The following is a 23,196-nucleotide window of genomic DNA, read 5'->3' as shown; positions in this document are numbered from 1 at the left end:
AATAAAGTGATTATTCTATGACGTGAGGTGATACAGATGAAATTAGAAGTGACAAAAGAAGCACAAGAAGTATTGAAAAATAAATTAGAAGCAGATGATCAACTTTTATTAGATATCGAAAACGGCGACGGTCCATTTGCAGAAAGCCAAGTCAGTTGCCAATTAGACACGGCATTTCGATTGATCATTGTTAAAAAAGATACACAAACAGATCTAAGTCTTTATTCTGTTGTGGCTGATACACCAGTTGGACCAATCAAAATCAAAGACAGTGCAATACTTTACATGGATGATCCATCAACACTTGCTTTAGAACCAACTTATAATAGTTTACAATTAAAAGGACCAAGCGGCTTGAGAAAAGGCAACTTGCAAGTTGTTCGAAAAGACTAGAGGGATAAAATGGGAAAATTGGCGATCATCAGCGACTTACATGTGGACATCAATAAATTCGGCGAATCAGAGCTGATGCAGCTTTGGCAAGTTTTGCAAAAGCACAAGATCACTCGGCTTCATCTAGCCGGAGATACGGCCAATAAAGTAGATCGTTGCCTAGCTGTTGTCGAATTTTTCGTCAATAAAGGATTATCTACGACATTTCATTTCGGCAATCACGAGTTGGCAGATGTGCCCAATGAACAGATGATGGACCATTTTCCAGACCCACATTTTTTAAATGAACGGTATATTGCTTTAAATGAGCAGACTGTTCTTTTAGGGATGAATGGCTGGTACGACTATCAGTTTTCCGAATTGAAAGATTACGATGCAATCGTACGAATGAAACGTTTGTATTGGTATGATCGGTTCATCCAGCGTGGGAAAACAGATCTCGAGGTCAATGCAGAAATGCTTGCAGCTGCAAAAAAATTGCTAGACCAGTTGGAAGCAAAAAAGCTTGAGGTCATCTTATCCACTCATTTCGTTCCTAAACGAGCATTTATCGTGTATCAATCTGCTCCTTATGAGCGTTGGAACAAATTAAATGCGTTTTTAGGATCAGAATCATTCGGAAAATTACTAGACCATTACTCAAATATCAAACAAGTAGTTTTTGGTCATACGCATCGGCGGTTCGAAGATCAGTTGATCCATGGAGCAATTTATAGTTGTCGACCATTCGGTTATTATTATGAATGGCAACTGACTCGTGATTTTGTTTTGAAAGAACAGTTGTTAGACAGCTATGATCCTATGAAATTACGTGTACTCTTGCGTGCCCATCACCCAGCTTTTCAGGCCTATCAAACACAACATTTACAAGAGGAATTTGAACAAGCGATGACGATCATTTCGTATTGAAAGAAACAGTTACACCTGTGTATGATTGATCGATAAACACATTCTAGAAAAACAAAAAAACTTGGTACAACATTCGTGTACCAAGTTTTTTTGTTTTTCTATATCTGTGGCATCATGAGAGAAAGCAATAGCGGAAAATTCATTCTATTCAAGATAAATCAAGTCGTCCCTTAGAAGATAATATAGGAATCTTCTTTCCGAGTATTTCTTGATCTTCCGCAGTAATCATTGAGTCAGTGATTAGGTAGTCAGCGTCTTTTAAAGAATAAAAACTGTAAAAATCTTTTTTATTTATTTTATGGTGATCAGCAACAATAAATCTCTGTTCAGCAATATTCAACGCACATTTTTGAGTTAATCCTTCGTCTTCATTTGAAGTATAGATAGCAGATGTATCTAATCCATTTACTCCGATAAAGCTTTTCATCACATGGATTCCTGAAATAAAATCATTTGCAATCGTCCCCACAAATGCACCTGTTTTACTCCGATAAGAACCGCCAATCAAAATCAATTCAAATCTTGGATCATGTTTGAATTTGTCGAATACATGAATGGAATTCGTGATGATCTTGGCATGGTTCACGGTTAAAAACTCATAGACCAGTTCGATGGTTGTACCTGCACCCAAAAAAACAGTCTCGTCTTCGAATATATTCTTAGCAATGATCTTTGCAATCTCCAATTTTTCATTGAGATGGATATGTTGTTTTTCTCGATGGCTTAGCTCAGTAAGTATATCATTCTTATTGTCTTCAATGATTCTTGCACCACCATGTACACGAATGATCAGTCCTTTATCTTCTAATTCTTGAAAGTCTCTACGAACAGTCATGTCAGTTATTTTAAGTTCATTGACGATGTCTCTTACTTTTAAGAATTTATATTGGCTCAATAAATCCATCAAATACTTTTGACGTTCTTCTTTTATCATTTTTTCTTGCCCCTCGTTCAAGTCCTTCTTTTATGTCCGAATTAAACATATTATATTTTGAAAATAAAGTCAATTTTAAACAGTAACTCTGCTATTGACAGGAATGACTTCTTCTTTTATGATATGTTTGGAAGAAACAAAAACAAACAAAAATAAACAAAAAGGAGAAGTCGATGAATAAAGAAGAAGCAGCAATGATTGGATTTGAAGTAGTTGCATTTGCAGGAGAAGCACGATCCAAATTAATGGAAGCGCTTGAAGAAGCAGAAAAGAAAAATTTTGAGCAAGCAGAGCGGCTAGTAGAAGAAGCTCATACCAGTTTGATGGAGGCACATAAATCTCAAACACAAATGTTAGCAGCTGAGGCAAACGGTGAATCAATCGAAATCGGTTTTATCATGGTCCATGCACAAGATCACTTGATGACGACGATGTTGTTGAAAGATACGATCAGACATTTATTCAATATCTACAAAAAAGCGTAAGGGGGCAGAAGCAGTATGAAACAGCTGATACAAACAATCGAAAAGATGAAACCTCATTTTGAAAAGATTTCGAATAATCCTTACTTGAGAGCGATTAGAGATGGCTTTATCAGCCTTATACCAGTGATTCTTTTTTCAAGTTTCTTTTTGTTAGCTGCTTATGTTCCAAATGCTTTCGGTTTCCATTGGGATACATCAATCGAAACGATTCTAATGAAGGCTTACAACGGATCAATGGGTATTCTAGGTTTGCTTATGGCCGCTACTGTGGCAAAAAGTTTGACAGAGACTTTTAATAATAAACTACCTAAAACCAATCAAATCAATCCTACTTCAACGATGATCGCAGCATTTATCGGATTTGTGATTATTGGCGTGGATACGATTGAAGGCGGTTTCTCTTCTGATTTTATGGGAACAAAAGGATTGTTGACAGCTTTTGTAGTCGGATTTATTGTCCCAAACATCTATCGTTTCTGTGTCAAAAACAATATCACTGTAAAAATGCCTGAAGAAGTTCCAGGGAATATTTCGCAGACATTCAAAGATCTTATCCCAATCACATTAGTAACTGTCTTTTTTTGGTTATTCGACTTAGGGTTCAGGCATTTAGCAGGAACAGGATTCTCAGAAAAGATTATTGAATTGTTCCAGCCAATTTTTAGTGCTGCAGATGGATATTTAGGACTGGCATTGATTTTTGGTGCAATGGCTTTTTTCTGGTTTGTCGGTATCCACGGACCTTCTATTGTAGAACCTGCAGTTGCGGCAATCTATATTACAAATGTTGAAGCGAATCTTCAGCTCTATCAAAGTGGTGAACATGCACCACGGATTCTTTCTCAAGGGATCCAATATTTTGTCGCTACTTTAGGTGGTACAGGAGCTACGCTTATCCTAACATTCATGTTTGCTTTTTTGGCAAAGTCGAAGCAAATGAAAACGATTGGCCGTGCTTCTGCTATCCCTGTGTTATTTGGTGTGAATGAACCGATCCTGTTTGGTGCACCAGTTGTTTTGAACCCGATTTTCTTTATTCCTTTTGTGACTGCGCCAATCTTAAATGTGTGGATTTTTAAGTTTTTCGTCGATACTTTAGGGATGGATGGATTTATTTATAATTTGCCATGGACAACGCCTGGACCAATTGGTTTGATTTTAGGAACAGGATTTGCTGGATTAGCAGTTTTATTAGTCATACTATTACTGATCGTTGATTTTTTAATATATTTTCCATTTTTCAAAGCATACGACAATGAATTAGTGGCAAAAGAAAACCTTGAGGAAGTAAAGGCTGAACCAATCTTTACAGAAGAACCTCCTATAGCTGAACAAGTGACTACAGGGTTAATGGAAGAAGGTGGTCAAAAAAATGTATTGGTTCTATGTGCAAATGGTGCAACAAGTTCTATGTTGGCTAATGCAATCAAAAAAGGTGCTAAAGCTCGAGCTATCGATATTGAATCTACAGCAATGGCTTATGGGCAACACAAAGATTTAATCAATGAATTTGATTTGATCGTTTTAGCTCCACAAATGGCTTCAATGTTTAAAGAGTTGGAAGAAGATGTAAAAAATTACAAAACAAAAGCTGTTTCTACTAGTGGAGCGGAGTATGTGGCTTTAGCGAAAGCGCCGAATCAAGCAGTAGATTTTGTTTTTAAGAATTTAATTTAAGGAGGTAAAGAATGAATAAGTTTCCGGAACATTTTGTTTTTGGTGCTGCGACAGCTGCTTTTCAAGCAGAAGGTGCACTATTAGAAGGAAATCGAGGGAAGAATTATTGGGATGATTATTTAAAAGAGCAAGGTATGTTTGATCCAAGTCTAGCAAGTGATTTTTATCATAAATACCCAGAAGATCTAGAATTCTGCCGTGCATTCGGTATCAATGGTCTTCGTATTTCTATTGCTTGGTCACGGATATTTCCTTCAGGTGTCGGAAAATTTGATCCATCCGGTGTTCAGTTTTATCACAAATTGATTGATGAATGTATAGCTAATGGAGTGGAACCCTTTGTCACCTTGCATCACTTTGACACCCCTTTATCTTTGTTCGAAAAGGGCGATTGGCTTTCTCAAGAAACGATTATTGCTTATGTTGATTTTGCGGAGTTTTGTTTCAAAGAATATGGGAACAAAGTAAATTATTGGATCACGTTCAATGAGCCTTGGTCTGTAGTAGCTGGTCAATACATTATTGGTCATTTTCCACCGAATATAAAATACGATCTTCCAAAAGCCATCCAAGCCATGCACAACATGATGGTTGCCCATGCAAAAGTAGTGGAAAAGTATAAAAAGGCGGAGTGCCTAGGGGAAATCGGTATTGTCCACATCTTGGAATCAAAATATGGTATTACCAATCATCTTGAAGATGAACGTTCTGCACGAAAAGAACATATTTTGGCAAATCAATTTTTATTAGACGCTACTTATAGGGGATATTACGCTGAAGATACTTTGGAGAGCATCGAAGAGATTCTTCGCGAAAACGAAGGAGTGTTGAAAACTACACGTGAAGAATTTGAGATATTAGCTTATGCAGCTGATCAAATTGATTTTATTGGAGTCAATTATTATGCTAGCCATTTCGTAAAAGCTTATATTGGTGAATCTACTATCCATCACAACGGTACGGGAGAAAAAGGAAGTAGTCGTTTTGCATTGAAAGGGGTCGGAGAAAGAGTCAATAACCCTGAAGTTCCAACAACAGACTGGGATTGGCCAATTTATCCGCAAGGACTAGAGGATATGTTGGTCTTTATCAAGGAACGGTATCCAAACTATAAAAAAATCTATGTAACAGAAAATGGAATGGGCGAAAAAGATGTGTTATGTGACAAGCAAGTGCAAGATGATTCTCGAATCGCTTATATTTTCGTACACTTGAAAGCCATTTTAAAAGCTATTGAGCGCGGGGTAAATGTAGAAGGTTACTTTGTATGGTCATTGATGGACGTGTTTTCATGGACAAATGGCTATAAGAAACGCTATGGTTTATTTTATGTCGATTTTAAAAATCAAAATCGATATGCGAAAAAAAGTGCCTATTGGTATAAGAAAATCAGCAACAGCAAATTGCTTGAATAAGGAAGAGAGGTAAGAAGATGCGTATAGTAATCGGTTCGGATAAAGATGGAATGCAACTGAAAGAAGTGATCAAGAAAGATCTAATCGAAAAAGGATTTATGATAGCAGATAAAAGTGAGACTCCTTCGGAAGATTTTGTAGCATCTACTTTAGCCGTCGCGAATGATCTAATGAAGAATGAAGGAAGTTTAGGTATTACAGTAGACAGTTACGGAGTAGGAAGCTTCATCACAGCAACAAAAGTCAAAGGGATGATTGCAGCAGTAGTTTCAGACGAACGTAGTGCTTATATGACTAGAGAGCACAATAATTCTCGCATGATTGCTCTTGGATCGAAGATTGTAGGAGAAGAGTTAGCGTTATCGATCGTAAAGGAATTTTTACAAGCAACTTACGCAGGTGGTAGACATCAAGTTCGTGTAGATATGTTGAATAAAATGGCATAAAAAAGGAGAAAGTATGAAAATCGCAATTGGTTGTGACCACATCGTCACAGATACTAAAATGGCTCTATCAGATTTTTTGAAAGCAAAAGGACATGAAGTATTAGACATGGGAACCTATGATTTCACACGGACTCATTATCCTATTTATGGAAAAAAAGTAGGAGAAGCAGTAGTGATGGGAAAAGCAGATCTAGGGGTCTGTTTATGTGGGACCGGGGTAGGAATCAATAATGCAGTAAACAAAGTTCCAGGTATTCGGAGCGCATTAGTGCGTGATATGACAACAGCTATCTATGCAAAAGAACAATTGGATGCAAATGTGATCGGGTTTGGCGCTCGGATTACTGGAGAATTTTTGATTTGTGATATTCTTGATGCTTTCATTCAGGCAAACTATCAAGAAACGGATGAGAACCAGCAACTGATTGCTAAAATCAAACAAATCGAAAAAGCTAATGAGTATCAAATTGATCCGAATTTTTTTGATGAATTTATCGAAAAATGGAATCGCGATGAATACCAAGATTGTGAGGCTAATCAATGATTCTAACGATTACGATGAATCCTTCAATCGATGTTTCTTATCCATTAACAGAATTTAGTTTAGATGCAGTCAATCGTGTGAAAAATGTGAAAAAAACAGTCGGTGGGAAAGGATTGAATGTCACACGCATTTTGAAACAATTAGATGCAGAAGTGATGGCGAGTGGATTAATTGGTGGGGTTTTAGGGGAAGAAATCAAAGAGAGGTTAACGCAAGATAATATCCTTCATGAATTTTTGTCCATCAAAGGCGAAACACGAAATTGCATCGCTATTTTACATGAAGATCAGCAGACGGAAATCTTAGAAAGGGGACCAATTGTTTCTACACAAGAGGCTTCTGACTTTCTCAATCATTTAGGAAAATTGGCAGTAAAAGCTGATGTTATTTGTTTTTCTGGTAGTTTGCCTCAAGGACTTCCGATAGATTTTTACCAGCAAATGATACAAGTCTGCAGACCCAAGCCGGTCATGTTAGATTGTTCTGGTGAAGCATTGATGACAGTACTTAAAGGAGAATCTAAACCGTATTTGATTAAGCCAAACATACAAGAATTAGCGGAGTTATTAGATCAGCCTATCACTACGGATGTGAAGAAACTGAAAGTAGCTTTATCGGATCCGTTATTTGCTGGTATTGACTGGGTTGTAGTCTCGATGGGTAGAAAAGGTGCATTTGCTAAACATTCGAATCGATTCTATCATGTGATGATCCCTTCAATCAAAGCCGTAAACCCTGTAGGTTCTGGTGATGCAATGTTAGCTGGTTTAGCGGTTGCTATTGAAAAAGAAAAATCAGTTGATGTGGTGCTGAAGCAAGGAAATGCTCTGGGAATACTAAATGCACAAGAAGAAACCACGGGTTATATTGAGTTAGTAAATTATCATACATTAATTAAGCAGATACAAATAAAAGAAGTCTAGGAGGATATCAATTTGAATGAAGAAAAACGACGATTTATCAATCGCTTATGTAGTAGCGAGGGGATAATTGGTGCTTTAGCAATCGACCAACGTGGTGCATTGAAGAAAATGATTGCTCAATTCAAGGGAAGTGAAGCAGAAGACACAGAGATTGTAGAATTTAAGAAAATCGTTGCCTCTGAATTAACGGAATATGCATCATCTATTTTATTAGATCCAGACTACGGGCTACCTGCTGCTGATGTAAAGAACGAAAATTCAGGATTATTGTTAGCTTATGAGAAAACTGGCTATGATACCTCCACTCCTGGACGCCTCCCAGATTTGTTAACTGCTTGGTCAGTTAAGCGCTTGAAAGAAGCTGGTGCGGATGCATGTAAAACACTTCTATATTATGATATTGATGAATCTGAAGAAATAAATCATCAAAAGCACGCCTTTATTGAACGAATTGGTTTGGAGTGCCAAGCAGAGAAGTTACCATTCTTTCTAGAATTGCTGTCTTATGATGCAACCATTCCTGATTCAGCATCGAAAAAATATGCACGCGAAAAACCCCATAAAGTGATTGGAATGATGAAAGAATTCTCTAAAACACGTTACGGGGTGGATGCACTAAAAGTAGAAGTGCCAGTCAATATGAAATATGTCGAAGGGTATGGGATAGATGAAGCCATTTATACAAAATCAGAAGCAGCAGCTTTTTTCAAAGAACAAGCTGAATCTACTCCTCTGCCTTACGTTTTTTTGAGTGCTGGTGTAACCTCTGAATTGTTCCAAGAAACCTTACACTTTGCAAAACATGCTGGTTCTACCTTCAACGGTGTTCTTTGTGGTCGTGCCACTTGGGCTGATGGAATCAAACATTATGTCCTTGATGGAAAAGAGGCAGCAATTGAATGGATGAATACACAAGGACGAGCAAATATCGAAAGCTTAAATACCGTATTGAAGGAAACCGCGACACCTATTGATTTTAATAGGTTCTAATATTTTTTCTGTTATTACTACGGCAGTGATGGAATATCATCAACGACAAAGAAAATCCCTGTCAAATATAAGGATAAGTAAGAGCAGTAGATCCATTTATCGTGGATCTGCTGCTTTTTTGCTGTGGAGAATAGTCAGCGAATGTTTATTTGATCAATCGATTCATAACATAGGGAGTACTAGATGCAAGCGTTTATTCTTTTTTTATCTGATACTGTCAAAAAATAATATAATATGTATTTTTTATTTACTTATAATAACTATTGATTGCAGTCTTGACAGTCAAGTCATATTTTGATGGATGGAGGTGTGAGACGTACAAATGATTTTAAAGACTATGACAGCTATAGTTCTAATTTTAATTGCATCAAGCGGCAATAGAAAAATAAGAATCAAAACGGACTGATAATCATCTAACAACTAATCGACATATATGAGCAGACACGGGACGATATTCTTCTCTCTCATAAGTTCCGTAAAGCAAACATATGCTATGGATCGATTGTATATTTATTAAAAAAAGAAAGAGGAATGGCAATGATGAAAAAAGAAACTATATTAGTAGCAACGATGTTATTCAGTATGGCAGTAAGTACGACTTTTGTTTCTGCAGCTGAAGTGTACCCAAAGGAATATAACACAGACGGAACGATCACATTTGAAGCAGGAGATGAGGGAATAACTCCTCCAGTTGATCCGGAAGATCCTGATCCCAACGTCCCTGTCGATCCAGTAGACCCTCCAAGTCCTGGAACAGGAGGAGCATTATCGATTGATTATGGATCAAAATTCAAATTTGGGACTCAAAAAATTTCTACTGCAGATAAAACGTATTATGCATCTGCTGATGAAATGACTGATGGTTCTAAAAAACCGACATATGTCCAAGTGACAGATAAAAGAGGAACACTATCTGGGTGGAAATTAAGTGTAGCCCAACCAGAACAATTTAAAACTGCCAGTGGGGACGAACTAGTTGGAGCACAGCTGAAGTTTACGAAAGGACAGGCTGTTTCTTTGGTTGATCCAACATATACACCTGAAACGGTCAATTCTGAATTAACTCTGACACCAGGAGGAAATAATACGTTAGCAATCAATGCTAAATCAGGAACAGGTGTGGGGACTTGGGTCTATCGATTTGGTGCGAATGAAAATGAAAATAAAGATGCGGTACAGCTTTCGGTACCTGGTACATCTGTCAAGTTAGCGCAACAATATTCTACTAAATTAGTTTGGACATTAGAAGATACACCTAATAACTAGTTTACTTGCAAGAACAGTTCATCTGGGAATTCAACGATCAGGAGGAAAAGATATAGTGAAAAAGAGAAGGATCGCGCTCATTTTAAGCAGTCTATTAGCGACTAATATCTTTCCGATTATAGGGTATTCTTTGGAATCGAATCAGTTGGTGAATGATAATAGAAGAGTCGAAGAAAGTAAAGAGGCTTCGACACTCGATCATTTAACAGAATCCAGCCAGATCCAAGAAAGCAGTGAGAATTCAAGTACTACTGACAGTAAAGAGATCACTGACAAAGAAGAATCTGAAGAGTTAATCAAACAGCCATTGGAGAATGCCCCGACCTATCGAGTGGGGCTGCCTAATGATCCCAATATTATTTCTATTGATAAGATTTTTCAACAACCCATCGGTACCAGCACGTCCATATTGGAAAACGGGAAGCTATTGCAATTGAATCCAGCAGAGAGGTCTCAAAGAGGCGCTATTTGGTCAAACAATAAAATCGATTTACGCTCAGATTTTACATTTAAATGTTATTTATATTTAGGAAATCAACGAGATAAAGCGGGAGATGGTATGACTTTTACATTGACTGGTGATTCTAGAATGGCTAATGATCCCAGTCAAGTTATTGGTTCTCCAGGTATGGGAATTGGTTCTTATTCGACTCGATCAGGACAGCCTTATGTCGCAAATGCACTCTCGATTGAGTTCGACACATATAAAAATAGTGGCTCTTCTGATCGAATGGATCGTGAAATAACTGCCGATAATAAGGGACATGGACATGTCGCCTTTGTCACTCCTAAACCAAATAACAACAATTATTCCGGAGAGCATACTGGCGTAACAGTAGCACCTACCTTTCTCTCTGATGGTACATGGCGTACATTAATCATTCAATGGGACGCGTCTCAAAGAAGTCTCACCTATGATCTGGAAGGTGTCGGTCGCTCTTCTCACATTGTACCTGATCTCATCAGTCAATTCGGTTCTACAGAAGTAAATTGGGGATTTACTTCTTCAACAGGTACATTTTTTCAAGAAAACGCTATCGCAATGACGCAACTTCCATCTAATGTGTCATCAACAGCTGATGTAAAAGTCAATGATAGTGATTATGGGGCCATCGCTGAAGTTGAAAGAAACGATAAGATAACTATCAGAAATACATTGAAAGTCACTGGGAATTTTCTTGAAGATAAGAAATTGGAGACTAGTATAGACCTACCACAAGAATTAAATATTCCTGAGCGTATCTTGATCAACGGAAATCAAGTTGATACCAAAGATATCCTGATAACAGGAAACCGAGTCACACTCAATCTAGGAGATTATTTTGTTCTTGGTGATACATTGATTATTGAGTTGGAAACAGACTTGCGAGAAGTCATTCCCGAAAAGGTACTGACTATGCACTTTGAATATCTTGAGAATGCAAAGTTAATTGAGCAGTCAAATGATATAAGTCTGACGATTGCGAAGCTGAAGGAAATAGATGTCCATGTTTATTATAAAGAGAAAGAGAGTCAAAATGATCTCGCAGAAATGAAAACAATCACTGGAAAAATCGGAGAGAGTTATAAAGAAATTCCTATTGATATTGAGGGATATGTTTTTGACTCTGATTCAGCGAATACAGAAGGTGTCTTTTCCGAAAATACGGCGGATATCTATTTTTATTACAGAAAAGGAAAGCTTTATCTTTCAGCGGCTCCTCAGTATGTTGATTTTGGGCAACATAAAATATCCAGTAAACCATTAAGTGCATTTGGGCAGTTCTCAGGTGAATTGAAAATCATGGATGAACGGGCTTGTGGAGGTTGGACATTACAATTGAAACAAGAAAAAGTTCTTACAAATGGAACGTTTGAACTCCCGGAAGCTCTTTCCTTTGTTACTTCTGAAGAGACAACGGTTATAGGGTCATCTGCTGTTACGATTTTCGAAAGTGACCAAAAAGGCGAAAGTGATTTGTCTGCTATTTTAGATTCTACATCTCAACATGGAATCAGAATAGATATTCCTGTAGAAAATCAAAGGATTGGAACATTTGAGGGGAAACTATCCTGGATTCTTGCAGATGTCCCAGAAAATTAATAAAAAGAGAAGATGAGGACAAAAGCATGGTTCACCAAGGACAACAGGAACCATAAATTGCACAGCTTAAAATGGCAGAGACACGCTTTTGTTCCCGTCTTTTCTTACATATGATGAAAGGAGCGATTTTCTTGAAACCAAAACAGCAATTATTTGTAACACTCCTAGTTATTATAGGGACACTTTTTAACCATTTACCAGTGACAGCTAGTGCATTCAATTTTTCGGTGACGCCAATAACTTCGGAGAATCAAATCGATAAAAGAAAAACTTATTTCGATCTCCAACTTGTTCCAGATCAGGAAGTAGAATTAAAAGCAGAATTGAGAAATGATACGGAAAAAGAAGTGAAAATCGACATTTCTGTAAATAGCGCAACGACTAATTCAAACGTGATGGTTGAATATGGAAAAAATGAGATTGAAAAAGACGAAAGTCTAATCTTTGATCTGATCGACTATGTGAGTTATCCAGAGACAGTGACACTGGAACCTAAAAGCGTTCAAACCGTGGTTTTTCATGCCAAGATGCCAAAAGATCGATTCGATGGTGTATTGGCCGGTGGGATCACATTCAAAGAAATTGTGACGGAAAAGGATCAAACAGAAAACAAGGATCAAAGCTTATCGATTGAGAATGAATACGCCTATACTGTGGCCTTGTTAATGCGACAGACACTGAATGAAGTTGCTCCTAACCTAGTTCTCCATGAAGTTAAACCTGATCAAATCAATGCAAGAAATGTCATTTTAGCAAACGTTCAAAATGATCAAAAAACCTATATCAATCAAGTAGTTATTGAAACAAAAATTACAAAAAAAGGACATTCTGAAGTTTTGTATCAGGAGGAAAAAGAAGGATTGCAGATTGCGCCGAATACAAACTTTTCTTTTCCAACAGCTTTGGATGGTCAGCCATTAACTCCAGGCGAATATCATCTCACAATGACCATTCTAGGAAATGAAAATGAAAACGGAAAATTCTCAAGAAAAAAAGAAAATACCACCATCAACTATACCGACCAATGGATATTTGAAAAAGTGTTTATGATAGACGGGAAAGAAGCCAAGGAATTGAATACGAAGGATGTGACGATTAAAAAGGCCAATAATTGGATCTACATCTTAGAAGCGCTGATTTTCTTGTTGTTCGTTTTAATACTTATCCTTTGGTTTATTTTGAGAAAGAAAGAAAAGAAAGAAGAGAAAGAAAAGTAAGATCAAAATAACAAATAATAGTTTTTCCTTATTGAGTGATATTTAAGTTCTTTTTCGATAGTATAAAATGCTTTTGTATTAGCGTAGATGCCTATAAGCAAATGATATAATCATTATAACTGGTATAACAGCAAGAATGGTCAATAAACGGATCCTCCAGGTTGTGTAGCGTACAGTTGGGACAATGCAGAAAATATGAATAAGAAGGGATAGTAGCAGTGAAGGAATGGAAACAGCAATATACGTAGAAAGAGCTGATGGCTAATGAATTATGAGTTTTTTTTAAGCAAGGAAGATTATAGAAGTTATTCATTACTTAAATATTTAGAAGCAAGCTCAAATTTATCAGAATCAATCTCGGATATTCAAGAGAAACTATCGTTATCGACATTTCTCTTGAAAAAAACTATCGATAAGCTAAAACATGATTTACAAATGTTCGATTTAGAGAAAAATTTTCGTCTAACTGTTAGTGAATTGGTGATATGTTTGGAAATCAATGGTAAAAGTTCTAGTAAAGCCCTATTATCTCGCTATATAACAGATTCTTTATCCATGAAAATGGTATTGGCTTTCTTTCAGGAAAAATATATCTCAATAGAAAATTTTGCTGAACAGCATCATGTGAGTTATTCTGTGGCTTATAAAGTATTGCAAGGGCTGAAAAGAAATCTAAAAAAGTATCAAATTTTTTTTGAGAAAAGAAAGTTGGCAGGAAATCCTAAAAACATCCGCCTTTTTTTATATAATCTTTTTAACTCAACAGAAATAAGTGTTGAAAAGTTGTATGCGCTACCTATAATTATAAAAACAGAAAAAATGGTAAAAAATTTAAATCGGTATTATCCTCTTTCCGCTTATGAAAAAAAGAAATTATTCCACTTTTTAGCAATCAATCTATTGTCTGAACAAGAAGATTCTTTAGATATTGTCAACAATCAGCCGCTATTTTTCTCAGATATAGGATTTTTCTATCTAAAAGGAGTACTGGAGACGGAATCAGTTGTTTTTATCTGTAAGACCCTCTCGTGGCTTTATCTCCATGATAAGTTAGATCAAAAGTATTTGAGGAAAAAAGAAGATGAAACAATCGAATGGTTGAATGAGCAGTTCATTGAAAGTTTTGAAAAACGGTTCAAACGGTTACCGAAAGAGACGAGAAAATCGATCCAAAATGAGTTAACCAAAATACATTTTAAACTTTTGCATTATACCCTTAATAAATCGGATGAATTTCCACTAGATATTTCTTTTTTTAATCAAAACTATCCTACATTTTATTGCTATCTGTTAGAGTATATGAATGATTTAATGTCAAAACACAAAGAGTTGCTTCAAGATAAATTTTTTCTTTTTTTCAGTTATTTATTGTTATTGATCAATCACATACCCGTTCAACTGGTTTCTGAGCCAGTAAAAATCATCATCGATTTTTCTTATGGTGCTGCCTATAATCGATTTATCAAGAAAAATTTAAGTTTGTACATTAATCTGAATACGGAAGTGATAGAGGCTGGAAAGCCTGATTTTCCGGATGTTATAATCACGAATAGAAACAATTTATATGAAGAAAGTGTGTCTCAAGTAGTGGTTTGGCTTGATCCGCCAAGAGCAGTAGACTGGGGGAACCTTACAAAGATTTTGTTGACTATCCAAGAAGAGAAATACAAAGACAGCAAAATTGACAAGCAAATAGACGATTTTGCTGAAGAAATCATCGACAGGATCGAATAGTGAACTTCTTTTAGAAAGTCCGACTGCTTTTTCTAAAAATAAAAAAACTTGGTACGCAATCGCTGTACCAAGTTTTTTTATTTAGCTTTTAATTAAGCCATAAATAATAATTTATATAAGAATACTGCTACGACACCAGCACAGATAGGTGCAACAACGGGTACCCATGCATATCCCCATTGAGAAGAACCTTTATGTTTCAATGGAAGTAGTGCGTGTACAAGACGTGGTGCAAAGTCACGAGCTGGGTTCAGGCCAGGACCTGTAGGACCACCAAGTGAAGCAACTAATGTCCATACAAGGAAACCAAGTGCTAAGTGAGCTGTACCAAGGTTATCTTGGAAGAATGGTGCTTTTGTAATACCTAAAGCTCCAAAGAATAAAACGAATGAACCAAAGAATTCATTGACGAAACCATTGAATTTAGAACCAACACTGTTGATTGTTGAGAATGTACCTAACACATGGTTTACATCTTCTGTTTGGTCGTAGTAAGGTTTGTAACAAGCCACTACGATCAATTGTCCGATCGCTGCACCAATCAATTGTGCAATGATATAAGGAACAACTTCAGCCCAAGGGAACAATCCGTTAGACGCTAAGGCGATCGTAAATGCTGGGTTGATGTGGTTACCGCTGATTCCGCCAAAGATCATTGCCGGCATCATAACCCCAAATCCATATCCGACAGCAATCAGCATCCAGTCGCTGCCATATCCTTTTGTACCTTTTAAATCTACGTTTGCTACAGCACCGTTACCTAGAACGATTAGTAATGCTGTACCAATCATTTCCGCCGCAAGACGGGTCATTAGTGAGTAATCCATAAATACCTCCAAATGTTATAAAAATGCAAAAAAAAAGAAACATCAACACGAAAAGCATCGGTGCAGTGTTTCGTGTCGGAAGGATTTCTGCAGTCTTAACAAATGTGAATAAAAAAATGATTTCCATTACGTATAAGAAACCAGACCAACAGTAAAACTCCAACTCTTTTTAAAAGTTCTCCACAAATCACCAAGCTTAACTATAAATATACCAAAAAAAAAACGTTTTTTTTCTCAAAAATTGTATCTTAGAAACAGCATGTTTTGAAACTTTCAGAAAAGGTTTGTTAGTAAAATGAAAGCTATACGTAAGGAGTGTTGTTTGATGAAATTTTTTCAAGAGTTTTTCATTATTATTTTCTTTTCTGTATTAGGAGAAGGTATCCGAATTTTTGCTCATTTACCTATTCCCGGGAGTATCTTAGGGATTCTTTTTTTATTTTTAGCATTTGAAATGCATCTTGTTGATCCTGAAAAAATCGGAGCAACTGGTGATTTTTTATTGAATAATCTAGCTATTTTATTTGTTCCAGCTGGTGTAGGTTTATTGGAATATTTTGATGACATTGCTTCGATATGGCCTATTTTATTGGGGGCAGTCGTCGTGTGTTCCATCGTCACGATGGTCGCAGCGGGAAAAACGGCAGAAGGGGTAGAAGCTTTGCTAGGCTATGTCCGTAAGAAAAAAGCAAGCAGGGTATCTGTAAACGAAATGGAGGAGAATCAAATTGACTGAGTTTTTTGTAAATCCATTATTTGGCTTAAGTTTGACTTTAGGAGTGTACGTATTATCTGACAAATTTTTGCGGAAATATAAACTGCCTGTTTTGAATCCTCTCGTATTATCGATTGTTGTTATTATCTTATTTCTGCATTTTTCTGGCGTCAGCTATAAAGAGTATAATATCGGCGGCAATTTTTTGACTATGCTGATTACTCCTGCGACAGTGGCACTTGCCATCCCGCTTTATAAAAACTTCCGTTTGCTGAAAGAAAATTTTTATCCTGTAATAGCTGCGATTTTAGCAGGAATAGTCGCAAATTGCTTGGTTAGTGTAGGGATCGGTTATTTCTTCTCTCTTCATAAAGAGATGGTCATCTCCTTACTACCGAAATCTGTAACGACGGCTATTTCTGTCGATTTGTCTCATACGATGGGCGGGGTGAATGCCGTGACTCTTGCTATTGTTGTCTCTACAGGTATTTTTGGCTCGCTGATCGCTACTCATATTTTCCGCCTATTCAAGATCGAAAGTCCCGTTGCTCGCGGTGTGGCGTTAGGAAGTACTTCTCATGCTATCGGTACAGCAAAAGCAATCGAGATTGGCGAAGTAGAAGGGATCATTTCAGGGCTTGCGATATGCGTAAATGGGATATTGACCGTTTTGTTGCTACCGTTATTCTTTCAGCCCTTTGCTGGCTTGTTTTGATGCGAAAACCACTATTTTATGCTACAATAACCAAAACGTTCTAGCATAAAAAAGGAGGGAAAGACGTGTATTTGTCTTCCGAGTATCTTAAACAATTTGATAAAGATCTATATTATAAGATTCTCCTCCTAGAAAGTTTTGAGGATCAAGCTTGGCATACTGCTGCACAATTAGCGCAAGTTGTTCAGCTGGATGCCCGCAGCGTGTCGAAATACCTAAACGAGCTGTCTAAAAACTATCAGCAGTTTAGCGGTAAGACGCACCCTTTGTTTACAAAAAATCACCGTTCAGGCTATAACTTTTATGATACGCTCGATTCGATCGAACATGAGCGTTTTTTGATCTATCTCGTGCAAAGTACGCTGAAATTCCAGCTGTTGCACGACATTTTTTTTGAAGAATTTCATACAATGTATCAATTCGCGCAAAAGCATTACATTAGTGAATCCACTGCTCATCGAAAAATCAATGAATGGAAACAGCAATTGCAAACTTACGGCATTCGTCTGCAACGAGGTACATATATCGCGCAAGGCGAAGAAGAAATTATTCGACTTTACTTGCATATGACATTTTGGCAGTTGTTTCGAGGGAAAATTTGGCCATTTGAAACGATTTCTCAAATGGACGTAAAGAATATGGCGGAACATATCATGGCTTTTTTCAACGTTCGTTTGAATGAAATCAAAAAAAGACGATTGGAATATATGCTAGGTGCCTTTTTTTTAAGAAAATCACAGAAGCATTATGTGGTATTGAATGAGAAAAAAAGACGGCTGATCGCAGACAATCTGTTGTTCCAGCGATTCTGCCAAGTCATGGAACCGGTATTTCCTAATTATTTTCAAGTAGAAGACGAGTTAGGCGCATTATTTCTTGTTCTGATGACGCGTGAAGAATATTATAGTGATCCTAAGATACGGAAGAAAATCTTTGATTTCCATCAACAAGCAGAAACACCGCCTTTTGCAGCTCTTTCTGAAGCAAAAGCAGCTCTTTCTCTTTATCAAGAAGAGCAGGAGCTACCAGCGGAAAATCTGACCTTTGAGGCAGAAAACTATTTGTTCAGTAGTCATTTTTTCGCCTATCTTTTTCCTAACGCAAAAGAAACGATTGATGGAAACAGTAGTGACTTCATTAATCATTTAGTCATTGAAAACAAGGAATTAAAACAATGGTTAGTACGCTTTTTTGAAAGCAGACACAAACAGCCTAATCATCTGGCGTTTAAAAATCATGCGTTTTTGATGGGTCGGTATCTGACTGTGTTTAAAACATTAGGAGCCTTTACTCCACAGCTTCCAAAGATCACGATCCTCTTGATGACAGATTTCCCATTATTTGAAGAGCAACTGTTAGAGGAGGGGTTACGGACGTTTTTCCGTAATGATTATCAGCTGATTTTTCTACCAACGGATTATCGGGGAAGAGAAGTGGATCTTCTGATTTCAACAAGTAAAGTTCATCGAAAACCGTGGGCGGATCTTGACTATTTTATTGTGACCGAAGAATTAAAATTGATAGATTACATTCAGCTATCTCAAAAATTTGAAATGATTCAAAAACAAAAACAATCAAAACAATAACAAAAAAAGGAGAATAAAGATGACATTTGAAGAAATTTTACCAGAATTGAAAAAAGGTGCAAAGATTATTCGTAAAGGATGGAGTGGATTTGAGCTTTATGTTGTTCTCGTATCCGATGATGAATTTGATGGCTGTCCGGTGACGCCTTACTTATTGATCAAAACAAGTGATGAAGGTTTTTCTAGCTTTGCTCCTACAGTTTGCGATATTTTAGCAGATGATTGGGCGATCGTAGAATGAAAAACCGTTATCCAGATTTAGCTAAACAGGTCGTATTTATTACAGGAGCTGCTTCTGGTATTGGTGCCGCACAAGCCCAAGCTTTTCTGGAACAAGATGCCTTTGTGTTTGGATTAGATCAAAAATTTGGAAAAATGGAAGAACTTTCTTTTCGATTTCCTGAAACTTTTGCCTACGCACTAGGGGATGTCCGACAGAGGAAAGAACTCCAACAAGCGGTATCGAAATGCCAAAATCATTTTGGTGAAGTTACGATTTTATTGAATACTGCGGGGATACTAGATGCATACAAATCCTTGATGGAAACTGACGAATCGCTGTGGGATCTGATTTATGAAACGAATGTGAAAAGCATGTATCATCTAACAAACATCATCCTTCCTGATATGATCCGCCGAAAAAGCGGAACAATCATCAACATGGCTTCGATTGCGGGTTTGGTTGCTGGCGGAGGTGGAATCGCTTATACAAGTGCGAAACATGCAATCGTTGGTTTTACCAAACAACTCGCTCTGGATTACGCAGAGCAGGGGATCCGAGTAAAAGGAATTGCTCCAGGAGCCATCCAAACGCCGATGAATGCGGCTGATTTTGAAGGGAAAGGTGAGATGGCAGAGTGGGTGGCAAATGAAACACCAGTCAAACGATGGGCACAGCCGGAAGAAGTAGCGGAGCTGACATTATTTCTTGCCTCTCCTAAAGCAAGCTATATACAAGGAACGATTATTCCAATCGACGGTGGCTGGTTGCTAAAATAACCTTGTGTTTTTTTCAAGCTTCTGTATGATAAGAAATAAAGAGAGAACCAAATGGTTGATGATAAAAGAAAGTCGATGATTGTTCCCGGCACTTGATGTCAGACAGCTTTTTCACAACCTTCTGATATAAACGGTGTTCAAAAGCTTGCAACTGCGGTAATAAGTCCAGCCAAATGAAAAATAGGAGGAGCTATTTTTATTTGACTATTCTTATTACTTGTTGCAGGGCAGCTTTTTCACAACCTTCTGCGGCACTTCAGTTGGAATTTTCTTCCCATCCTTTGGTCGCAGTCATTACCAAGATAAAATTATCTTGCAAAGGAGAAATAGAACATGGAAAAAAATAATACCCGTTCAGCCAAACGCTGGACAACGACAGATGTGACTCGGATGGCGCTAGTCACTGGTTTATATGTGGCAGTGACGCTGGTTTTGTCTGTTTTTAGCTTTGGAGTGATTCAGATTCGTCTCTCGGAGATGTTCAACTATCTGTCCTTGTATAACAAAAGATACATCGTCGCGGTAACAGCGGGAGTAGCTTTGGCTAATATTGCTTCTCCTCTTGGACTGATAGATGTTGTAGTAGGAAGCGTCAGCACGCTGATTGTATTGCTTATCAACTATAAAATCACTAGTCGCATCAAAAACATGAAAATCAAAATGGCAGTGACAGCATGCGTATTCGCTTTTTCCATGTTTACAGTAGCTGGTCAGCTAACGATTTTATATCAACTACCTTTTTTCTTGAATTGGTGGGTGATTGCTTTAGGAGAATTGGCATCAATGATTGTCGGTGGGATAATTATTTATTGGATCGGTAAAAAAGTGGATTTGACAAAATAAAGATCTGTTTAAATTAAAATATGGCAGCGTGGAAGAGACCGGATGTTGAGTCTTCTTCCAGGCTGCTTTTTTGCTCAATTCGTTTGAAGAAATCGATTTAGCCGTTTCTTCAACAAGACACCGATATAGGCTGCTCCAGTTGCTTTGATTACTTCCGGCAGTAAAAAAGGCAGCAGCCCGCTGGCAAATGCAGTTGTAAAAGTAAGGTCGCTACTTATCTTCAGCCAGATCGTCCCACAGACTAATGCGGCAAGAGAACCCATTAGATTGGCAAAGATTGCGTACAAGTAATGAGCGTCTGTTTTTTCGATCATCCAGCCAGTTAGCCATGTTTGAAAGAGAAATCCAATCAAGTATCCGCCAGTTGGACCAAATAAAACAGCTATGCCTCCAGTCATCCCTGAAAATACAGGAAGACCGATCAAACCCAGTAAAAGATAAACTGTAACAGATATCAATCCCAGTTTTCTTCCGAGAAAAGTGGCTGTCAGTCCAATAGCAAATGTTTGCCCTGTCAAAGGAACCAAACCAAAAGGAATGGTCATCTGAGAAAGGACAGAAATAATCGCGGCAAATTCCGCAGCAAGTATCAATTCTTTCAATGTTCGGTTCATAATGCCCTCTTTTCGTTAACTTGATATTTTTATTTGGTTAACGAAATTGTAAAACAAAGTGATTGCTTTGTAAATAGAAAATAAAAAAAAGACCAGCTATCCAATAGATAGCGGTCTTTTTCAAGAAAGCTTTTGAAATTATAAGCTTTGGTTGTAGTATTCAACGACAAGAGCTTCGTCGATTTCTGGATATAGTTCGTCACGTTCTGGTAAACGAGTCAATGAACCTTCCAATTTTTCAGCGTCAAAGCTTACGAATGCTGGACGTCCAACAGTTGCTTCTACAGCTTCTTTTACTGTTACGATGTTTTGTGATTTTTCACGAACTGAGATCACTTGACCCACTTCTACGTGGTATGAAGGGATATCAACGCGTTTGCCATCAACTAAAATGTGACCATGGTTAACTAATTGACGTGCTTGACGACGAGTCGTTGCAAGTCCTAAACGATAAACAACATTGTCTAAACGTTGTTCTAGTAAGATCATGAAGTTAACACCATGTTTACCTTCTTTGATTTTGCTAGCTTTTACGAACAAGTTACGGAATTGACGTTCGTTCATTCCGTACATGTGACGAAGTTTTTGTTTTTCAGTTAATTGCATGCCGTATTCTGATTGTTTGCCACGGCTGTTAGGTCCGTGTTGACCTGGTGCGTAAGGGCGACGTGCTAATTCTTTTCCTGTGCCTGACAATGAGATGCCTAAGCGACGAGAAATTTTCCATGATGGTCCTGTATAACGAGACATTAAAATTTCCTCCAATGAATATAAGTTTTTGGAGTAAAATAATCCGTTGAAAAATTCATAATCATATAGTTTGTTCTTCAATCTTCACCTTTGCAGCCGCGGTTACACAATCGAACCCGAGACGGGGCAACAAACTAGGGATGAGTTATTATTTTTCTGCTGCATTATTTTACACAAACTACAGTATATGATAGATCATCCATGAATGTCAAGATAATTAGTGCGTAAAAACGCTTTACAAACCTAGGCTCTCTTTATAAAATGAGAAGGTATGTGCAAATGGAAAAAAAGTGAAAGAAGTTTAAGGAGAAAATCAATGAATCCGGTATCACCATTATTTGAGAAAATCGATGCTTCAATTGAAAAGAAGGCGAACCTTTTTGAAAACAGCTTTTCACGTTACGCTGTTCGAGCGGTTCTTGCCTGTTTGTTTTTGACTTTAGGAACGGCTGTGGCATTTGCGATTGCGATGAAGGGGGAAGATATCGCGCACGGTCTAGGAAAGATTTTATACGCATTTATGTTCAGCTGGGGTCTGGTCATGATTCTATACATGAACGCCGAATTAGGAACATCGAATATGCTTTATATGACCGTGGGTGTTTTTCGGCAGAGACTTGCTTTAAGTAAGGCAGCCAAGATTCTATTTGCCTGTATTTTTTTCAATATGATTGGCGGCATGTTATGTGGATTTCTTATTTCTATGACTACGCCATTTCAAGATTTAACGTTGGACAACTTTATGTTAGAATCAATAGCAGTAAAACTAGCAAAACCTGCAACAACGATTTTGGTGGAAGGGATGTTTGCGAATATCGTTGTCAATACCGCTGTACTGATCAGCATGCGGATGAAAGAGGATGCTGGGAAAGTAATCACGGTCGTATTCATTATTTTCATTTTTGCTTTTTTAGGATATGAACACGTGATAGCGAATTTTCCTGCCTTTACGCTTGCTTACTTTGCTTCTCAAGGCCAGATGGATGGAATGACAGCCAGCAATGTGTTACATAATTTGTTTTTTGCTTTGGCAGGGAATTATATTGGTGGCGGTTTAGTGATGGGACTGGGTTATGCTTGGCTGAATCAATCAAAATCATCCTATGTGGACTAAAAAGTCGTTCATTAAGG

Annotated in this window: 23 protein-coding genes and 1 pseudogene; 20 read left to right on the top strand and 4 right to left on the bottom strand. The window is 37.5% G+C overall.

All coding sequences use genetic code 11. From position 1 onward, the window contains the following. Positions 1-36 precede the first annotated feature (36 nt). Both A5816_RS10335 and A5816_RS10330 read left to right on the top strand, forming a co-directional pair. A complete protein-coding gene (locus A5816_RS10335; RefSeq protein ID WP_002287910.1) occupies positions 37-393 on the top strand; it encodes an iron-sulfur cluster biosynthesis family protein in 357 nt (118 codons plus the stop codon). Between the two features lie 9 nt (positions 394-402). Next, positions 403-1,302, top strand: a complete 900-nt coding sequence (locus A5816_RS10330; protein WP_002372526.1) for a metallophosphoesterase — start codon at positions 403-405, stop codon at positions 1,300-1,302. A 148-nt stretch (positions 1,303-1,450) separates the two neighbouring features. On the opposite strand, the gene A5816_RS10325 is transcribed toward A5816_RS10330, so the two are convergent. Next, a complete protein-coding gene (locus tag A5816_RS10325) occupies positions 1,451-2,236 on the bottom strand; it encodes a DeoR/GlpR family DNA-binding transcription regulator (protein WP_025478260.1) in 786 nt (261 codons plus the stop codon). Between the two features lie 173 nt (positions 2,237-2,409). Between A5816_RS10325 and A5816_RS10320 the strand changes: the two genes are divergently transcribed. From A5816_RS10320 to A5816_RS10270, 11 genes are all read left to right on the top strand, one after another. After that, positions 2,410-2,721 (top strand): PTS lactose/cellobiose transporter subunit IIA, encoded by a 312-nt coding sequence (locus tag A5816_RS10320; RefSeq protein ID WP_002372533.1) that lies wholly within the window; start codon positions 2,410-2,412, stop codon positions 2,719-2,721. Between the two features lie 15 nt (positions 2,722-2,736). Next, positions 2,737-4,398, top strand: a complete 1,662-nt coding sequence (locus A5816_RS10315) for a lactose-specific PTS transporter subunit EIIC (protein ID WP_002372535.1) — start codon at positions 2,737-2,739, stop codon at positions 4,396-4,398. An 11-nt stretch (positions 4,399-4,409) separates the two neighbouring features. Beyond that, a complete protein-coding gene (gene lacG / locus A5816_RS10310) occupies positions 4,410-5,813 on the top strand; it encodes a 6-phospho-beta-galactosidase (protein WP_002372537.1) in 1,404 nt (467 codons plus the stop codon). 17 nt (positions 5,814-5,830) lie between these two features. Beyond that, the gene (lacA, locus tag A5816_RS10305) at positions 5,831-6,259 is read left to right on the top strand and encodes a galactose-6-phosphate isomerase subunit LacA (protein ID WP_002372539.1); all 429 of its coding nucleotides are present in this window, start codon (positions 5,831-5,833) and stop codon (positions 6,257-6,259) included. Positions 6,260-6,272: 13 nt separating this feature from the next. Then, a complete protein-coding gene (lacB, locus tag A5816_RS10300; RefSeq protein WP_002372540.1) occupies positions 6,273-6,803 on the top strand; it encodes a galactose-6-phosphate isomerase subunit LacB in 531 nt (176 codons plus the stop codon). Next, complete coding sequence (lacC, locus tag A5816_RS10295; RefSeq protein ID WP_002372543.1) at positions 6,800-7,726, top strand: tagatose-6-phosphate kinase; 927 nt, start codon at positions 6,800-6,802, stop codon at positions 7,724-7,726. Before lacB ends, lacC begins: the two co-directional genes overlap by 4 nt. A 12-nt stretch (positions 7,727-7,738) precedes the next feature. Then, complete coding sequence (gene lacD, locus A5816_RS10290; RefSeq protein ID WP_002372545.1) at positions 7,739-8,716, top strand: tagatose-bisphosphate aldolase; 978 nt, start codon at positions 7,739-7,741, stop codon at positions 8,714-8,716. 537 nt (positions 8,717-9,253) lie between these two features. After that, positions 9,254-9,982: a WxL domain-containing protein gene (locus A5816_RS10285; protein WP_010731736.1), complete on the top strand. Its 729-nt coding sequence runs from the start codon at positions 9,254-9,256 to the stop codon at positions 9,980-9,982. Between the two features lie 55 nt (positions 9,983-10,037). Next, complete coding sequence (locus A5816_RS10280) at positions 10,038-12,065, top strand: MucBP domain-containing protein (protein WP_086311291.1); 2,028 nt, start codon at positions 10,038-10,040, stop codon at positions 12,063-12,065. Positions 12,066-12,175: 110 nt separating this feature from the next. Next, positions 12,176-13,282 (top strand): DUF916 and DUF3324 domain-containing protein, encoded by a 1,107-nt coding sequence (locus A5816_RS10275; protein WP_086311436.1) that lies wholly within the window; start codon positions 12,176-12,178, stop codon positions 13,280-13,282. 264 nt (positions 13,283-13,546) lie between these two features. Continuing rightward, positions 13,547-15,016, top strand: a complete 1,470-nt coding sequence (locus tag A5816_RS10270; protein ID WP_086311290.1) for a helix-turn-helix domain-containing protein — start codon at positions 13,547-13,549, stop codon at positions 15,014-15,016. 92 nt (positions 15,017-15,108) lie between these two features. Here the strand turns inward: A5816_RS10270 and A5816_RS10265 are convergent, their stop codons facing one another. Then, complete coding sequence (locus A5816_RS10265; protein ID WP_002290500.1) at positions 15,109-15,843, bottom strand: MIP/aquaporin family protein; 735 nt, start codon at positions 15,841-15,843, stop codon at positions 15,109-15,111. Positions 15,844-16,168: 325 nt separating this feature from the next. Here A5816_RS10265 and A5816_RS10260 point away from each other — a divergent pair, with 325 nt between their 5' ends. The 6 genes and pseudogenes from A5816_RS10260 (at position 16,169) to A5816_RS10235 (ending at position 20,701) form a co-directional block, all read left to right on the top strand. Further along, a complete protein-coding gene (locus tag A5816_RS10260) occupies positions 16,169-16,579 on the top strand; it encodes a CidA/LrgA family protein (protein WP_002312390.1) in 411 nt (136 codons plus the stop codon). Continuing rightward, the gene (locus A5816_RS10255) at positions 16,572-17,273 is read left to right on the top strand and encodes an LrgB family protein (RefSeq protein ID WP_002315539.1); all 702 of its coding nucleotides are present in this window, start codon (positions 16,572-16,574) and stop codon (positions 17,271-17,273) included. Before A5816_RS10260 ends, A5816_RS10255 begins: the two co-directional genes overlap by 8 nt. Further along, a pseudogene (locus tag A5816_RS10250) lies at positions 17,273-18,859 on the top strand (helix-turn-helix domain-containing protein). The gene A5816_RS10255 and the pseudogene A5816_RS10250 overlap by 1 nt, the downstream one beginning before the upstream one ends. Positions 18,860-18,878: 19 nt before the next feature. Continuing rightward, entirely contained in the window at positions 18,879-19,100 is a 222-nt protein-coding gene (locus A5816_RS10245) for a DUF2829 domain-containing protein (RefSeq protein WP_002290506.1), read from the top strand. Then, positions 19,097-19,858 (top strand): 3-oxoacyl-ACP reductase, encoded by a 762-nt coding sequence (locus A5816_RS10240; protein ID WP_086311289.1) that lies wholly within the window; start codon positions 19,097-19,099, stop codon positions 19,856-19,858. The genes A5816_RS10245 and A5816_RS10240 overlap by 4 nt, the downstream gene beginning before the upstream one ends. Positions 19,859-20,191: 333 nt before the next feature. Further along, positions 20,192-20,701, top strand: coding sequence for a QueT transporter family protein (locus A5816_RS10235; protein WP_086311287.1), 510 nt, complete (start codon positions 20,192-20,194; stop codon positions 20,699-20,701). A 74-nt stretch (positions 20,702-20,775) separates the two neighbouring features. Here the strand turns inward: A5816_RS10235 and A5816_RS10230 are convergent, their stop codons facing one another. Both A5816_RS10230 and rpsD read right to left on the bottom strand, forming a co-directional pair. Continuing rightward, positions 20,776-21,315: a biotin transporter BioY gene (locus tag A5816_RS10230; protein ID WP_086311286.1), complete on the bottom strand. Its 540-nt coding sequence runs from the start codon at positions 21,313-21,315 to the stop codon at positions 20,776-20,778. 138 nt (positions 21,316-21,453) lie between these two features. Further along, positions 21,454-22,065, bottom strand: a complete 612-nt coding sequence (gene rpsD / locus A5816_RS10225; protein WP_002294265.1) for a 30S ribosomal protein S4 — start codon at positions 22,063-22,065, stop codon at positions 21,454-21,456. 316 nt (positions 22,066-22,381) lie between these two features. Between rpsD and A5816_RS10220 the strand changes: the two genes are divergently transcribed. After that, complete coding sequence (locus A5816_RS10220; protein WP_025478266.1) at positions 22,382-23,179, top strand: formate/nitrite transporter family protein; 798 nt, start codon at positions 22,382-22,384, stop codon at positions 23,177-23,179. Positions 23,180-23,196 lie beyond the last annotated feature (17 nt).

Source organism: Enterococcus sp. 3G1_DIV0629 (genome assembly GCF_002141285.1).
GTDB classification, from domain to species: domain Bacteria; phylum Bacillota; class Bacilli; order Lactobacillales; family Enterococcaceae; genus Enterococcus_B; species Enterococcus_B lactis.
Note: the sequence above shows the minus strand (reverse complement) of the source record. Positions and strands in the feature narration are given on the sequence as shown.